The 16,272-nt window shown below is 33.5% G+C and carries 13 protein-coding genes and 1 pseudogene; 1 reads left to right on the top strand and 13 read right to left on the bottom strand.

Features of this window, described 5'->3' with window-relative positions; genetic code table 11:
* Positions 1-9: 9 nt before the first annotated feature.
* The 10 genes from BLP68_RS05915 to BLP68_RS05875 form a co-directional block, all read right to left on the bottom strand.
* The gene (locus tag BLP68_RS05915) at positions 10-1,530 is read right to left on the bottom strand and encodes an alkaline phosphatase (protein ID WP_242876922.1); all 1,521 of its coding nucleotides are present in this window, start codon (positions 1,528-1,530) and stop codon (positions 10-12) included.
* 255 nt (positions 1,531-1,785) lie between these two features.
* On the bottom strand, positions 1,786-1,944 hold the full coding sequence (locus BLP68_RS21660) for a hypothetical protein (protein WP_176758887.1): 159 nt from the start codon (positions 1,942-1,944) through the stop codon (positions 1,786-1,788).
* 88 nt (positions 1,945-2,032) lie between these two features.
* Entirely contained in the window at positions 2,033-2,233 is a 201-nt protein-coding gene (locus tag BLP68_RS05910; RefSeq protein WP_091541184.1) for a helix-turn-helix domain-containing protein, read from the bottom strand.
* Positions 2,234-3,088: 855 nt separating this feature from the next.
* Positions 3,089-3,979 (bottom strand): YitT family protein, encoded by an 891-nt coding sequence (locus BLP68_RS05905; protein ID WP_091541181.1) that lies wholly within the window; start codon positions 3,977-3,979, stop codon positions 3,089-3,091.
* A 71-nt stretch (positions 3,980-4,050) separates the two neighbouring features.
* The gene (locus tag BLP68_RS05900; RefSeq protein WP_091541178.1) at positions 4,051-4,581 is read right to left on the bottom strand and encodes a phosphatase PAP2 family protein; all 531 of its coding nucleotides are present in this window, start codon (positions 4,579-4,581) and stop codon (positions 4,051-4,053) included.
* Between the two features lie 316 nt (positions 4,582-4,897).
* Complete coding sequence (locus tag BLP68_RS05895; protein ID WP_176758886.1) at positions 4,898-5,830, bottom strand: phosphotriesterase family protein; 933 nt, start codon at positions 5,828-5,830, stop codon at positions 4,898-4,900.
* 510 nt (positions 5,831-6,340) lie between these two features.
* Positions 6,341-7,171, bottom strand: a complete 831-nt coding sequence (locus BLP68_RS05890; protein ID WP_091541173.1) for a class I SAM-dependent methyltransferase — start codon at positions 7,169-7,171, stop codon at positions 6,341-6,343.
* Positions 7,172-7,683: 512 nt separating this feature from the next.
* On the bottom strand, positions 7,684-8,511 hold the full coding sequence (locus tag BLP68_RS05885; protein ID WP_091541171.1) for a GNAT family N-acetyltransferase: 828 nt from the start codon (positions 8,509-8,511) through the stop codon (positions 7,684-7,686).
* A 304-nt stretch (positions 8,512-8,815) separates the two neighbouring features.
* Positions 8,816-11,500 (bottom strand): FAD-dependent oxidoreductase, encoded by a 2,685-nt coding sequence (locus BLP68_RS05880; RefSeq protein WP_091541169.1) that lies wholly within the window; start codon positions 11,498-11,500, stop codon positions 8,816-8,818.
* A gap of 11 nt (positions 11,501-11,511) precedes the next feature.
* On the bottom strand, positions 11,512-12,318 hold the full coding sequence (locus tag BLP68_RS05875; RefSeq protein ID WP_091541167.1) for a hypothetical protein: 807 nt from the start codon (positions 12,316-12,318) through the stop codon (positions 11,512-11,514).
* 145 nt (positions 12,319-12,463) lie between these two features.
* Here BLP68_RS05875 and BLP68_RS05870 point away from each other — a divergent pair, with 145 nt between their 5' ends.
* Positions 12,464-13,087, top strand: coding sequence for a TetR/AcrR family transcriptional regulator (locus BLP68_RS05870; RefSeq protein ID WP_091541165.1), 624 nt, complete (start codon positions 12,464-12,466; stop codon positions 13,085-13,087).
* A gap of 189 nt (positions 13,088-13,276) precedes the next feature.
* On the opposite strand, the gene BLP68_RS05865 is transcribed toward BLP68_RS05870, so the two are convergent.
* From BLP68_RS05865 to BLP68_RS05855, 3 genes and pseudogenes are all read right to left on the bottom strand, one after another.
* On the bottom strand, positions 13,277-15,412 hold the full coding sequence (locus tag BLP68_RS05865; RefSeq protein ID WP_091541163.1) for a methyl-accepting chemotaxis protein: 2,136 nt from the start codon (positions 15,410-15,412) through the stop codon (positions 13,277-13,279).
* 170 nt (positions 15,413-15,582) lie between these two features.
* Positions 15,583-15,852 (bottom strand): reverse transcriptase domain-containing protein, encoded by a 270-nt coding sequence (locus BLP68_RS22310; RefSeq protein WP_091541161.1) that lies wholly within the window; start codon positions 15,850-15,852, stop codon positions 15,583-15,585.
* Between the two features lie 162 nt (positions 15,853-16,014).
* A pseudogene (locus BLP68_RS05855) lies at positions 16,015-16,272 on the bottom strand (hypothetical protein); the annotation flags it as partial.

Here is a 16,272-nt window from a genome sequence, read left to right as displayed (position 1 = left end):
TTTTAGTTATTATTTAACTTTAGTAATAGCTTCTATCTTTTTGTTGATATCTGTATTATCATAATAACCATTGAATAATTCATGACCTACACCGATTGCATACACAGGAACTGGTAGCCCCGTATGGGAGAAGGATGTATAGTCAATACCTGCCTTATTATTTAATATGTGAGTCAAGGTTATCGATAGGGGTTCATAGCTTCCATACATTACTTTTTCTTGATCGGTATAAATTCTATTATCGACGTCTCTCATTGTTTGCTTTAATGCGTCTTCTAGTCTCTTAATTTCATATGCAGTTAATACCATGCTTTTATTCTCTTCCTTCTGAGCATCCTCATCGGTTGGAGCTATTAGGCCGTATGCATTTTTAATATCCTCAAACAAATCTGATAGTTTTGCTTTGTCCTTTGTTGTATTTTCTTTAAACACTTTCACGATTTTATTAAATTCTGTTTGGGACATAGTTACTCTGTCAATTTTATTAAAGAATGTCTCATAGCCTGTACCTGCAAATCCTATAGTCATCCCACCACACTCATGGTCTCCTGTAACAATTATTAAGGTGTCATTAGGATACTTGTTATAAAATTCTATAGCTTCATCTATAGCTTTAGAAAATTGAATTGTATCGTGGATTGATGCAGCAGCATCGTTAGCATGACCAGCCCAATCTATCTTTCCAGACTCAACCATCATGAAGAATCCATTTTTATTATGTAAAACCTCAATACCCTTCTTTACAAAATCTGATAGTGCTAATTCATCTGGTTTTCTATCTATTTCATAAGTCATTGCATTACCGTCTAGCACTGGGCTAATGGCAACTGTTTTTCCTGACTTTGAGTTGAGTTCCAATATTTCCTCCTTAGTATTTACTACATTGTATCCTTTACTTCTTACTATATCTAAAATATGTTCTTGATCCTTACCCTTACCAGTTGGTTGATCAAAGGAACCCCCTGCAAAATAATCAAATCCACTGTCAGCTAATTGTAATCCTATTTCATAGGCCATATTCCTATGGGGTACCTTTGCATAAAAACAAGCGGGTGTAGCATGGGTAATAGGGACACTTGTTACAATACCAATTTTTTTACCCTGTGCCTTTAACTTTTCTGTAATAGGTGTGAACTCAATTTGCTTTGTTACATCCATATTTATTACTCCACCAAGGGTTTTTTCTCCTGTTGCTAATGATGTTGCTGTAGAGGCGGAATCTGGAATAAAGGATTCTGCATCAAAGGTTAATGCTGTACCTGCAGCTGGAAATTTACTGAAGCTTAAATATTCTGAGCTTATAGCTTCTTTTCCATTTTTTTGTCCCAGGTACATTTCTGCAGATGCAATTTGTGGAAAGCTCATTCCATCACCGATGAATAAAAACACATACTTTGGCGCTTTTCCATTGTATGTATTGTTGGCATGATTATTATTAGTTGCTATAGAATCCCCCATAAAACCAACACATAGTGCAAGTGCTAAAGCAATAGATAATATAATACCTAATCTCTTTTTCAAGTTAAACACCTTTATATTCCTCCTTGTTTTTTATTGAATAATTGCGCAATTATTCTTTGAATAAACATGTTATAAATTTATCCATATATAGGATAACTTATTATTGTTAATGATGTATTAATGACATGTAAATGACAGGTTAATGATAGGTAAATAATAGGTTATTTGCTAATCTATTTAATAGTAGATTTAAAACAATGATGTATAAATATTTTTTCACATTATATATCATGAGTACACAAAAACCCTACCATTCTACCTATCCTATTCCTTACTCTCTACCCCTAATACACGATGTATTTCGTAAAACTTTATGTCCTTAGGTTTAAGACTTACATTAAAAAAACTATTTATTCTAGGAATCCAATCATAAGCTCCTGTAACTGTTCCATCAATGTCAATGCATAAATTAAGAATATTCATCCTTAGTCCCTACCTCCTTTTATTATATATTTTTATAAACAAGGTATTAGTTTGCTTATTTTTTTGAATCTTTTACTAATAAGGCTTTCTAAGATCTTAATATTAACTCATCTATCTTAACTCCTAGTACCTCAGCCAACGAAACAACCTTGTTAAAGGCAGGATTATGCTTTGTTCCCCTCTCCAATTCTTCTATATAACTTTTTGAGATATGTGTTAAATTAGCAATATCTAGAGTAGTATATCCTTTTGTATTACGTAACTCACGAAGTTTCCAACCATTTAACATAAAATCCCTCCTAAGAATTAATAAAAGTTATAAGGCGTTCTTACTAGTAGAGTTAAACCATGCTTTAATAACTTATTTTTAGTTTGATTCTATAAAAATCGTTTGAAATAATCATTAAAACTAGATTAAATCTTAGTTAAATATAGCTTCCTTTTAACATAACTTAAATTTAAAGCTTAGACGACTATGCAGCTAACATATTGTTCTTTATTGAAACTGAGTTATTCAATATAAAAATACTTATTACTGTAGACACTCTTAAAGCGTAAATAATATCAATTTCCATACTAGGTTCTAGCCTTTTGTACTCATTTTCTAGAAAATAAATAGAATTAAGGATGATTTTAAATAATTGTTATCTTCTTATTAAGATTCCTATTGAAGATTTCTCCTTTTTCACCAAAAAAAAGACTATAACAGGGGTAACATTATTTATTTAAGAAACATAACTCATAACCACTACAAAAACAAAAAGAGTATCATAAAGGGGGGAAAGATACTCTCTTTTCTATATATGAAGTATTATTTGCTTTTATTTACGCTCATTTCTATCTACTTATAGTATATCAATATTTTTTCAACCAATTGTTATATGGATGTAAAGTTTATATTAATAGGGGATTAAAGTAAACTCAAGAGATTTTTTTATATTATCATCTATTTAATACTTTAATATATTTTACAAAGCATCTCATCTAAAATGTCAAAGACCTCAACATAATTATGACAATTTTCATTTAGTAAGGCTTCTTTAGGGCAAAGGCAACGGAATTGTGACCATGACCTATTGAAGCAGAAACTATAGCTAATCTCATATACATTCCCCTCTAAGAATAGAATGATAGCTTATGCACTTTAATTATTTATTGTTTCTTCCATTACACTTGCAAAACCTATTCCATTGCCCCATACTCCCATTACTGGAAGAACATTAACAAAGGCATCCGTATCAATTTGAGAAATATATCTTTTTATTAGCATACTTTCCCTAAGGGAACAAACTGAAACCAATTTTTCTTTTCTAATATTTGTGTATCCCCCTTTAATTTCATAGGTGCTTATTCCCCTTCTAATACTGTTCATAATGTATTCATTAATTTCATTACTTTTATCACTAATCACTTCTATTTTTACAAACTTTGATCCAAAACCAAAAAGAACAATATCTATGGATTTCACCATTACAATTTGTGCCAATACTCCATATAAGGCAATATTTTCATCATATATAAAGGCCGATGTTAAAATAATAACCACATCAATACATAAAAGAATCTGACTTATACTTATAAAAGGTAACATTTTATAGTGCAAAATCTTGGCAACTGTATCTGTACCTCCTGTAGAAAATCCTCTTTTCAACACTAACCCACAACCTATACCTCCGATAATTCCATAGTAAATTGATGCCAAAATGGTATCATTCTTTATAAAGGAAATATCTATAATTTCAAATACTATAAGAACTAAGGGAAATATAATGGATAGCAGTACTATTTTCTTTGCTTCTCTCCTTCCTAGAGTCATCCATGAACCTATAAAAATAAGTATTGATAATGTGTAATAAATGTAGGTATATTTTACTCCTACTAATCTATCTAGTATAATTGATATCCCTGTAATACCTCCAGTAACTAACCCATTTGGCTTTAAAATAGAGGTTATTGCAAAGGCTAATAAAATACATCCCACCATAAGACAAATAAAATCAAAAATAATTTTCTTATACTCTATATTTTTTTTCATACTGTATTCTCCTTACTAAAAATGATTTTAACTAGTTGTATATGGATGCTTATTGATATTAGCTCTTTAACCTATATTAATCCAACCATTATCAATAGATTAGAGGCTATAAAAGCAAGTGTTGCACCGATAATTGTATCTGTAGGGTAGTGAACACCTAAGTATATTCTTGACAAACCCACCATTATGGCAAGGGTAATAAAAACTAAACTATGAGGAGGAAAATTCTTAGACAAAATTATAGCCATCGAAAATGCAGCACAGGTATGGCCAGATGGAAATGAATAGCTGCAGTTAGGTGGATTAATAGGTATGATATCACTAAAGGTAATATAGGGTCTTGGTCTGTTTACTGTTCTTTTTATAAATTGAACTATCAACACAGTAGTTAAGAGGCTTATCATCATTTTTGTTCCAATTAATCTCACTTCTTCTTTAGGGTAGAAAAATAAAAATAATGAAAGCAGTGTTGTGAAGGTAGTGGAGCCTAAGTGAGTAATGTTCTTCATAAGAAAATCTAAGAAGTCACAATGTATTTTTCTATTAAATAAGTAAAAAAGAGATATGTCACCTTTTCTAACAAGACCGCCAATTGCATTCATTTCGCTCACATCCTTTCTTAATTTAATTATATTGCTATAATGTTAAGGTATGGTGATAAGGTGGTTATGTTTTTGTAAAATATTATAATCCTGAATGATTACTCAGAATTAATATTTTGTCAACATGCTACATTATAAATTTTGTCTTTTATTATGAATATAGAACGTAGAAAAGGACTAAGTTAAATTGCATTTTTAGCGCCCTCAACATAATCCTTTACTTCTTCCTTTGGGAAGAACAAATAGTGCTATATATGTCTACTAAACATATATAGCACTTTGGTTATGTATTTATATTGATTAATTACCTTGAATTCTAAATATCGTAAAAACTCGCAGCATTATCTATAATAATGATTTCAATAACCTCTTGAGGAATACCACTTTCTATACAGTATGGTATAAATTCATTGAAAAAAGCGCTATACTTTTTTATACCATTTTCCTGCTCACTCTCTTCATATAAATCATAATCCTGAGAGAGAATTACTTGATGACTATAATTATGTGCCACAGCATGTTCAATCAGTTTCTTTCGTGCTTCATATGTACCCTCTCTTATCATATCAAAACCAATCCAGTAACCCTTCTTAGCAACTTCTAAAATCATTTCATGATTACTTTCTTTGTCTGCATGAGCCCAAACAAATTTACAAGGTGGTACTTCCATTTTTTCTAGAATTGTCATAACTTTAGTCATATATTTTGCTTCCAATACATGACAATGAATCGGCATTCCAGTAGCGTTACTAGCTATGGCAGCCGCTTTGAGCATATCTTCATCTACAGCACTGACTCCACCTCTATCAAATAGCAATTTAATAAAGCCTGGTTTTATACATACATCTTCAATCACATCTAGCCCTTCCTCAAAGTCTTGAATCCACTTTTTTGACAATTGTAATACAAAATTCTCTTGAAAAATACTATGTACATACTTAGTAATATTCATCCCAGTACATGGAATGATGTTTACATTTGTTGTTTTGGATAAATCATATAGCAGCTTTAAATTTTGTCCTCCAAGAGGAGGTGATGCTTCGACAATAGTTTGGCATCCTGATGCACTTAACTCACTTAGTATAGGCAGAACTTTATCATATACTTCCTGATTATAAGATTCATCATACTCTTTATCAAAATACATTCTGCATGCAAAATCTTCATCCGATATCCAATTAAAATGTTCATGTGCTAGTGTTTTACCCATTTGTTTTTTATCAATTGGCCCCCTTACTGTAAATATCATATGATTTTTAACCCCTTTCTCCATTTTAGTTTTCTAATAGCTGAAATATTCGAGCCTTTTCAAGACCCTAGCTGGATAAATAGCTATCATTTTTACCGAATAAAAACATTATAACATCAAAACGCTGACAACATTATGTCAGCGTCTTTAAGTAAATTTATAATTATTATTTAAAAAACTAGAGAATTTCTTATACTGCTTTTCTCCCTATCTAATAAGACTTCAAATTTAGACAAACGTGAGCAATCTACATTTCCTTTAAGGAGCTTACTTTTTAAATTGACAACAATACCCATATCTATCTTCCTTTCAATTTGACCTCTATTGAATTAAGCATACTCTATATATTTTCCTCATCAATGACTTCTTCTATCTCGTACCCTTTTATTGCTATAACCATTAACGCTCCACAAAGTACTGCCATTCCCCCAGCTAACTGTAAAAATGACAGCTTTTTATTAAATGTAACTTAAAAAAATTCCTCAACATTAGTACTTTCCATGTCTAGTTCTATTTCTCTAAAATAATGCACATGGTTTTTGACTCTTCACAATAGGGCGCACCGGCAACGTCAGAGAATGCTTCTATATATTTGAAACCAAGTACGTTTACCTCAGCTTTTATATCCTCTAGGGTGAAGAAATGATCCCATACTCTGATTACATCAACTCTATCATCTATTCCAACTACAACGTATTGATCCAATCTAATGTTATTCTCATAGATATAATGAGATTCTAGGCATAGACTGTCACAAGGTCTAAAAAATCCATTTTTTTCTTCAACATACCATGTGTTTTCTTCTTTTCTCCCCTCGTATTGCTTTGGGGTATGGATATCAAATATAAATCTTCCCCCTGGCTTTAAGCTTTTATATACCTTTTTCAATATGGTATTTCTTTCAAGAACAGTTAAAGCTCCTAGATCACAATAGATTAAGATGATCAAATCAAATTCATTATCATAGTCTATTTCCAGGTAGTTTTTATAAATATATTCTATCTCCATAGATTCAGCCTTTGCCTTAGAAATGGCATATTCAATAGACCTTTTAGAAAAATCTATACCTGTAATTTGATATCCCTTTCCATACATCCTTTCTGCATATAGCCCTGGTCCACAGCCTAGATCCAATACTTTAGCATAGGAATCAACTGGTGTTACTTCTGCTATCCATTCTACAGATTTATCCATAAATCTATGAGGCCTACTGGCTCCTCCCTCTGGATTTAGATGGGATTCTAGCATCCCCTCTGAAATATGTTCATCGTCCCAAAATTTCGAAGTGCTTTTTGCGTAAAGCTCTGGTTTTTTTAAATACTCAATTAAATTGTTTAACATTTATACTCTCTCCCTTATTTGTATTATATTAGATAACAATATGATTGAAGTAAAATAAAAAAAGCCATAGAAATTACTCTACGGCCAAAATTTAAAGTAAGGAATGCCGTGAGATAGAAGTTTAAAATCCAAATCGAAAATATAGGTAACATAAAAAACCGTTACTGCAATAACAGTCGTATTAACCTATTAACTTCAATTTCAGATTTTACCCTTCATCTCCACGCTTCACTTATGTTATTTGATTTATTAACATCAAGTGTTGCCGGATAGCATACCGCCCTTCTAGATCATATTGTTATCCATATTATAGTATCGAACTTAGCAATTATTGTCAATATAACATTATTTAGAATTTTATTGTCACACAGCCAGTTTAAAAAGCAAAAAATCGCAAAAATGCGACTTTCATTAATTGGTGATTTTAATTGGTGGAGGCGGGTAGTGTCATGAAAAAGTCTGCTATATTTTTGACTTCTTATCATAAAATAAGTTCAAATCCCAGCTAGTCTCTAAGGAATTATATATGGAAACATCAAGTTTTTTTGTGCTTCATTATAACCAAATGATTTATATAATTCTACTGCGCGTTTATTCGATTTCCAAACCTCAAGCCTTGTTTTATTTAATCCTAATGACAAGAAATACTGAAGTATATAGCTAACTATTATTTTTGATATTCCATTTCCTTGAGCTTCCGGCAAAACGTATACAGTTTCAATGTAACCAAACCCATCCTTCTCAAAAATAGTACATCCACCTTGAATCCTACCCTTTATTGAAAAATATAAATTCTTAAAATGATTGTAATTTGCTTGTTCTCTAAGTATATTTGCTTCTATAGGAGTAATGAATATATCATCATAAATTCTCTTATATTCCATAATGCTTTCTTCTAAGTCAAGCCTGCAATCTGTTACCCTTACATTTTTAGGTAAATTGTAAGAGTGACTCTCTAATATAGTTGCTTCCATAATAATGCTATAATCTTCATTGAATCCATTACCTAAATAAAAATCAAGTTTTTCTTCATCATAATTGAAGCCAGAATATATCCTAGCTTTTAAGTCTGGCCTTTCTTTACGAAGATCCATCGCTCTTGAATAGACTTTTTCTAAAAGCTGCTGCCTAACTTCCTTATATAAATCCTTATCATCATTACTTTCCACAATCACATCTATAAAAATAATATAAGGAGTGCCATATATTTGATAATAATTTATTGAAGGATATGTATAGGCACTTCCTAAGTAGTTTCCACTAATATCGAAGGCTAAGAAAATATTATCCTTACTGTTTCCATACTGGTCTTCTTTGGGATTACATATTTCAAAATTCATTTTAATTAACCTCCATAATCATTTTCTCTTTACTAGCATCCATACTTCACAGGTATAATCGATCAGTTTATAATCATTCCAAAATACTTTTTTATTTGTCTAACTCCCATAACTCTTTTAACCCATTATACCATTTTCTTTAACTAACAGTGTATTTACAGTATTGTACAACGCATAAAATGCATCTTTATCATAATAGAATAATTTATTTGTGTCTATGCTAATTTCATGCTTACCTTTTTTGAAAAAAAGTACAGTTCTGAAATTATATTCAAAACTGTACTTTTGCAGTATCATTGACCAATTAACTAAATGTTTTTTTAATAGCTGTTTTCAATTTTTTCACTTTGATGCGGGCTTTTCTTTTAATTGCTGCCTTAATGATTTTAGGTTTTAGTTCACTTAATTCAACATTAACAGCATCGTATTTTCGGTCAAGTTTAATAGCTTCAAATTTACATCTCTTTACACATGCTCCACATCCCACACAAAGATATTCATCTGTTACAGTAATTCCACAACTCAGACAACGCTCAGTTTCTTTTTTCATTTGCTCTTCAGTGAAAGTGGTGCGTAAGTCCTGAAATGTTTCTTTAGACCTTTGACCAGAAATATGTGCTATCTTTTGACGTGGAATATTATCATAGCTTTCTAGAACTAAATCATTTTTGTCAAAAGACTTATATTCTCTCTTCACTCTACCAATAACCAAACTTTGGCCTTTATTAACAAACCTATGAATGGATATGGCACCCTCTTTACCTTGCGCAATCGCATCAATAGCAAAACGTGGACCAGTGTAAGCATCTCCGCCAACAAAAATATCTGGTTCATTAGTTTGGAAAGTGATGGCGTCAGCTTTTGCTGTTTGGTTTCTGTTGAGGGCAACAGCGGTTTCATTTAATAGATTTCCCCATAAAATGCTTTGACCTACTGACAAAAGAACATTTTGGGCTGGAACAATCATTGTTTGTGATGGATCGTATTGTGGTGAAAAATGTCCATCCTTATCCAAAACAGAAATACATTTAATAAATTCAACGCCTGCCACACAACCATCTGTAACAAGAATGCGTTTGGGTCCCCAACTATTTTGGATGGCAATTCCCTCTTCTAACGCTTCCTCCACTTCCTCCTGAAGTGCAGGCATATTTTTTCGACCTTCAAGACAGAATAACGAAACATCATTTTTACTGAGACGAATTGCCGTACGTGCCACATCAATGGCGACATTACCTCCTCCAATCACCACGGTTTCACCTTCTAGCATCGAGTCTTCACCTAAACTTACTTTTTTTAGGAACTCTACGCCTGCATAAACCCCTTTAGCGTCTTCACCATCAATACCGATTTTCCTCCCACCTTGAGCACCAATAGCAAGGTAAAATGCAGCATAGCCCTGCTTCCTAAGTTTGTTTATTGTGATGTCCTTGCCCACTTCAACGCCCGTTTTAAATTGTACGCCTAATATTTTCAATACTTCTATTTCTGCATTAATTACATTTTTTTCTAATCTATAAGAAGGAATTCCAAACGTCAACATCCCACCTAAATTCTTTTCTTTTTCAAAAACCGTTACTTTATAGCCTTCAATGGCTAAAAAATATGCACAAGTCAGTCCGCCCGGACCACCACCAACAACGGCTATTTTTTTATCATATTGGTTTTTCTTTCTTGGTATATAGCGATGTGCTTCATTAAGATCTTGATCTGCAATGAATTTTTTGATGTCGTCAATAGCCAAAGGCTCATCTAAATCCCTTCGTGTACAAGCCGTTTCACAAAGCCTTGGACAAATACGCCCACAAACTGCTGGAAAGGGATTTTCTTCCTTAATCAACTCTAGGGCCTCTTTGTATCGCCCTTGTGAGGCCAATTTAATATACCCCTGTATGCCAATGTGTGCAGGGCACTCTGACTTACATGGACTCGTTCCCGTTTCCTCCACTACTTGCTTATTGGTTCTATAATCCGCATTCCATTTTTCAGGACCCCACTCTGTATCAAATGGAATTTGGCGTTCCTCCTTTTGGCGAGGTGTTTTGCTACACAACTTCTGACCTAACTTTAAAGCATTTACTGGACAAATTTCTACACATTCGCCACAAGCCACACATTTGTCTTTTTCGACCTTCGAAACATAGTTAGAACGAACCATGTCGTTGTTATAAAACATGCCTGCATTTCTAAGTGCTAAACACGAGCAGCCACAGCAGTTACAAATAGCATGGGTTTTACCAGGGCCATCTAAATTTGGAATGCAGTGCATTAATCCGTTATCCTCAGCCTTCTTAATGATACCGAAAGCTTCTTCTCTTGTAATTTCCCGGGCTCTGCCAGTTCTAATGTAATATTTAGCAGCGTCCCCCATTTGAATACACATTTCTTCTTTTAAGTGTCCACAGCCTTCTCCCATTGCCTCTCTGGACGTTCTACATGAACAATCCGACACTGAAAAAAGAGTATTTTCATTAAGGTACATGGAGATTTCCTCGTAACTGGCTTTTCGCGTTTCACCACTTATGGATGCTTCAATTGGAATCACACGCATTGGGCCTAGTCCCACTGGGAAAATCCCCACAGCTAGTGGTGCTCTAGCTCTACCATAAGCTTCAAATGCCTGGGCAATTTGAGGGTACTTCTCAACATTTTCTCGATTGTTCACCATCATTTCCATGATTCCTGGCACCCATGGTTCAAGCCAAAAATGATCGACGCCGTCAATCACATTGATAATGCACACTCCATCCCAAGCCAATTGTCTAAGTATCCTATCGGTGTAATCTAAAGGCTTTTGTGCATAATCTGCGATTTGAGCTGCAGTTTGTGGCTTTCTCATCTTAAGGTGAAGTCCTATTTCTGCCATTTCGTCAGTCACAACTGGTTCCAATATTCTATACTCTGGTCGATCTGGTGTTATTCCACCTTTTTTTCCTTTCTTGGTGTTGCTTATTTTATTCGCCAATTCCAAAACCCGTTCTTTAACCATATCTTCGCCTCCTATCGCGTTAGTCCAAATTTAACATCCGAGGTGCCGTTTTTTATTTGGATAAAATGCCACACCAAATAGGGTATTCCAATGAGTGCATTGAAAAATCCCCACCATTTCAGAACATCTGGATGATTCCAGCTGGTGGCATCCATTAATCTTGGAAAAAAATCATAACTGGCACGTAAAAGCAGATGAATGGCCAAGGTGTACACCCGGGCATGAATATAAAGTTCTGAACGTCCCTTTAATATAGGATAAAAAAAAGCCACACTTAAAATAGTTAATGAACCTGCAAAATATAGTGGGCTTTCTGCATACACAAAACAAGCATTCCAAGTGGTGTATAAGAATGCCCAAAACCATGTGGTGTAGGCAAAAAGCAATCCTTTTTCCTTATTAGAGACATGCCAGTATCTTGGTGCAAAAGGGAGCGTAGCGCATAAAATAGCACCTGCACCAGCATTAAAGTAATTGCCAAGTGCAATATCTTTAAGAGTGGCTTCTAAAATATTCAAGAAAATAATACAGTAAAAAAATTTTAAACAACCGTTACTTTTGAAAATGGACCAAAACTTCCCTTGTTTATTATCCTTAACAGCAACTCTAGATAATCCAAGTACTACCACCGGAATAAAGACACTTAAATACTTCGCCCACCGAAACCATCCCTCAATACCATTAGCCCATATTGGAAAAGTCACCAGAAGCATCACAAAAAAAACAAGTGAAAAACGATGCCATTTTCTAAAAGCCTCTACGCTTACAAATAAAAATATAGCGTATCCCAACATGGTTAGTAAAAAAATACTATTCATTACACTATACCCCCCTTTAATATTTTAACAGAATAATGTTCGTCGAATATCATTCTGTTAAAATATTACCACATTGTCTAAAAAGTTACAATCTTGTTTTTATCTTTAGTTATGTTATAATGATAATAAAAACTAGGATAATATTATGAAATCATTAACCAATAGGCAAAGACAAGCCATCAACACAAAATTTAAAATCTCTGAAGCCGCAGTGCAACTTTTCAGAGAAAAGGGTTATGAACAGATTAAAGTAACAGATATATGCAGAGCTGCTGGTATTTCTGTGGGTGCGTTTTATCATCATTTTGATTCAAAAGATAGTATATTTACAACGGCATATAAACAAATTGAAATCCTTATAGAAGATGTCATCTCTATCCGGCAATACCCCACACCAATATGTAAACTTTTAGACATCATTGATTTGGCTGCTGAAATAGTAGAAGACTTGGGATCAAATTATATTTCACAAGTGTATAAACAAAACCTTGTGACTAAATCAGAATATACTTTAAGCAAGAAGAGATTTACTTATGTAGCAATACACAAAGTCATTGTTCAAGCATTGGAAAATGGAATTCTTAAATGTGACTTAAGTGCAGACGAAATCACCCATATGATCATTCGCATTGAAAGGGGAATTATATACGACTGGTGTCTTTTTGATGGTCAATATGATCTTCGATTACATAGCCGAAAGGAACTCTGCATTTTTCTAAAAGGCATGGGTTTATCCAATTGGTCTTATAATAATCAGTGCAAACCATAAAATTAGACCCACTGTGATTCGAAATTACAGTGGGTCTAATTTTATTTGCTGATTTACATCAGTTTAGGTATATAAAATCAAATTGCAGTGTTAAGTCATATTTAAGAAATGAAATTTTATTAGTTTAGTACTGAAGCTGAACAACCAAATTTAGCTAATATTTTATATCATTTATAATATTTATGACTTTTATATTTTGAACTCACTAACTATTACCAGTAGCCCTTTGGAAAGTGTTGTAAGTCTTTCACTGGCATTTTGTATCTCCTCCATAGAAGCGCTTTGCTCCTCCATGGATGCAGAAACCTCTTCTGTAGTGGTTGAATTAAGCTCTGATAGATTTGCAAGCTCTTGTATTTTCTCCTCAACCTCTATCCTCATTTTGTCCTTACTTAGACTAGATTCATTCAAATGAGTCACCTTTAATAGAGTTTCATCCATAGCTTTAGCAATCACCAAATATTTTTCTCTAGTTACATGAACTCCCGCAGCTTGATTTTTTGCAATATTAACCAAGCTTTCAATAGCTTTTATTACCTCTTCATTATCTATACGCAAATTATTAATAATATTCTCTATGATTCCTGTCGATTCCTTAGATTCCACCGCTAGCTTCCTTATCTCCTCTGCCACTACAGTAAATCCTTTGCCATGCTCTCCGGCTCTTGCTGCTTCAATAGCGGCATTTAAGGCAAGAAGATTAGTTTTATTAGCTATTTCAAGTATTAGTTTACTTGCTTCTTCAATCTTTAGGGAGCTTTCGCTAGTTTTTTGTATCTTAGCATGAGCTTCCTCATGTAATTTACTAGATAGAAGAGTTGTTTTAGATAAATCCTCAACTATTTGTAAGCCTGATTCAACCAATTCACTTACTTTATTAGTTGCATGGGTCATTGCTTCCAGCTTTTTAATATCCGCAAATATTATAAAGCTCAACTCCTTTGTTTTACTTGAGCTTTGTTTAGCACTTTGGGTTTGATTCCATGATCCCTCAGCTATACTTGTTATATTTACTGCCACCTCTTCTGCGGCTAAGGAGGCCTGTTGAGAATTTACCTTTAGCTCTTCCGCAGATGATGCTACAAGACCAGCAGACTTTTCCACCTCAATAATTATCGCCTTTAAATTATTGTTTATTTTAATAATGGCTCTTTCTAAGTCTCCAATTTCATCTTTTCTCTTCACTTCTTCAATATCTATTTGGTTGCGCAAATTATAATTTGCAATTTCCTTTGTAACTTCTATAACCTCACCAATAGGCTTACTAATGGACAAGGCTAGCTTTAATGCTATAGCAGCACATATAACTAAAATGACTAGTGCAATTAATAGCAGTGCACTCCTGAGCCCATCAACTCCTTTATAGGCTTCAGCCTCTTCAACTTCAATAATTAGTCCAACAAAATTCTCTCCTATCTTTGCTACTGATAGATTTCCGATTACTGTCTTGCCCATATACCCCATGTATACATCAGACATATTGAAATCTTGGTCGCCCTGGTCAATGGGTTCTGATAAAAATTCCACTGCCCTCGTGTTTAATACTTCCTTTAAAGCCGCATCCTCTATGTACTGACCCCTCAATGTGTTTGTTAATAACAGTCCCTCTGAGTCAATTAAGTAAACATCACCTGTTCTACCTACCTTTTCGATTCCATTATGCAATATTTCATTTAACCTACTTTGATTTAATACTATATTTAAGGTTCCAATAGTAGACTTCATGTTGTTTGAGTAAACTGGAGTAGATAACACCATCAAATTATCTTTTATAAAACTATTCCAGAATAGCTGAGACCAATTTTGTTGACCCGCCATAGCCTTTCCAACAAAGTTTCCCGAAAATACCAAGGGAGCAATATGATTCTTTTCGTATCTATTGCTGAATATTACTTCGCCATACATATTAGTTAGAAATATATCTGTATACTGATACTTTTCAATAGCATTGCTTAAATAATTATGAAACTCAGCCATTATTTCTGTTTCTTCCTCCTGACTAGTGTTAAAGGTATTCATTCTTTCGATCCCTTGTCTAACCATTTTTGATCCTGCCAATATATCGCCATCTCCCTCTCGGTTATAGAAATACTCATTTAACCTATCTACGGTCAGGTTTGTAAATAACTGATTCCTCATAAGGACTTCCATCTGTATTTCATTACTGGCGATTCTAATACTTAAGCCGCTTAATAATATAATTGGTACTAACCCTGCTATAACCACTAGAACTAATAGCTTATTTTTTATCTTTAAATTGTTTATGACGGAGCTCTTATTACTTCTTTTTGAAGACTTTTTGTTATTCAATGCTCTATGCTTCATAAAATTTCCCCCAGTATGTTTTACTTCAAATGCTTGTTAACCAGTATTACTATTAATTTGATTAAATTTACCTTCAGTCTAAGTATATAACTACATGATTATACATAAATTACCTTAAAGTTAATTTTGTGTTAATACTTAGAGAAGGACTTCCCTCTTTGTTATACTAATTACCACAAAATTGTCCAATATCTTATGAGTTTTCCAAGGTGGTTGTAGTGTCTTTCCCATTTAATATCTAGGTAATGAAGGTAGATATTTGACAACAGTGGTGATATCACTCCAGCCCTTAACCATTTCCAAATTATTTTAAGGATTCTTCTGTCTGATATTCTCTGTTTTGCCAATAACATTAACTTTTCATGATTAATGTTATCAAAGCATCCTTTAATATCAGCATCTACTACCCACCAACCCTTTTTAGCTGTATCTTTTCTTATTAATAGGGGATTAAAATAAACTCAAGCGATTTTTTATATATTACACTATGAACCTGTGGCTATGGATTTGCGACTGCTTGTCGATCGAGTAGGAGGTAGATAATTATTTTATCTACCGACCTCTCACACCACCGTACGTACCGTTCGGTATACGGCGGTTCTTTAGTTTACACATGCTTGTTGATAGTAATTAAAGAAGAATAGATAACCTAAGTCTGATAACCTTTGGTTAGTAAGAGATTTATTTAGAATTGGGCTATTGGCTGTTCGCCAGTAGCTCTTTCTTGTGTTTGCAAATTCCCAAGCTTTGCCTTCGGCGATACCAAGCTTCTTTAGATTTGTGAATTTCGTTTTGATTTTCTTCCACTGCTTCCAGTAAATCATCCTTATGCGTCTTCTCATCCATTGGTCTATTTCTCT

The sequence above is a fragment of the Alkaliphilus peptidifermentans DSM 18978 genome, assembly GCF_900101495.1.
GTDB classification, from domain to species: Bacteria; Bacillota; Clostridia; order Peptostreptococcales; family Natronincolaceae; genus Alkaliphilus_C; species Alkaliphilus_C peptidifermentans.
This window is presented reverse-complemented; position numbering and strand designations above follow the sequence as displayed.

Coding starts and splice junctions, on each gene's coding strand:
- BLP68_RS05905 (WP_091541181.1), bottom strand. CDS start 3,979: ATGAAAAAAAATATAGAGTATAAGAAAATTATTTTTGATTTTATTTGT.
- BLP68_RS05865 (WP_091541163.1), bottom strand. CDS start 15,412: ATGAAGCATAGAGCATTGAATAACAAAAAGTCTTCAAAAAGAAGTAAT.
- BLP68_RS05875 (WP_091541167.1), bottom strand. CDS start 12,318: ATGAATAGTATTTTTTTACTAACCATGTTGGGATACGCTATATTTTTA.
- BLP68_RS05870 (WP_091541165.1), top strand. CDS start 12,464: ATGAAATCATTAACCAATAGGCAAAGACAAGCCATCAACACAAAATTT.
- BLP68_RS05900 (WP_091541178.1), bottom strand. CDS start 4,581: ATGAATGCAATTGGCGGTCTTGTTAGAAAAGGTGACATATCTCTTTTT.
- BLP68_RS05880 (WP_091541169.1), bottom strand. CDS start 11,500: ATGGTTAAAGAACGGGTTTTGGAATTGGCGAATAAAATAAGCAACACC.
- BLP68_RS05910 (WP_091541184.1), bottom strand. CDS start 2,233: ATGTTAAATGGTTGGAAACTTCGTGAGTTACGTAATACAAAAGGATAT.
- BLP68_RS05885 (WP_091541171.1), bottom strand. CDS start 8,511: ATGAATTTTGAAATATGTAATCCCAAAGAAGACCAGTATGGAAACAGT.
- BLP68_RS05890 (WP_091541173.1), bottom strand. CDS start 7,171: ATGTTAAACAATTTAATTGAGTATTTAAAAAAACCAGAGCTTTACGCA.
- BLP68_RS05895 (WP_176758886.1), bottom strand. CDS start 5,830: ATGATATTTACAGTAAGGGGGCCAATTGATAAAAAACAAATGGGTAAA.
- BLP68_RS21660 (WP_176758887.1), bottom strand. CDS start 1,944: ATGAATATTCTTAATTTATGCATTGACATTGATGGAACAGTTACAGGA.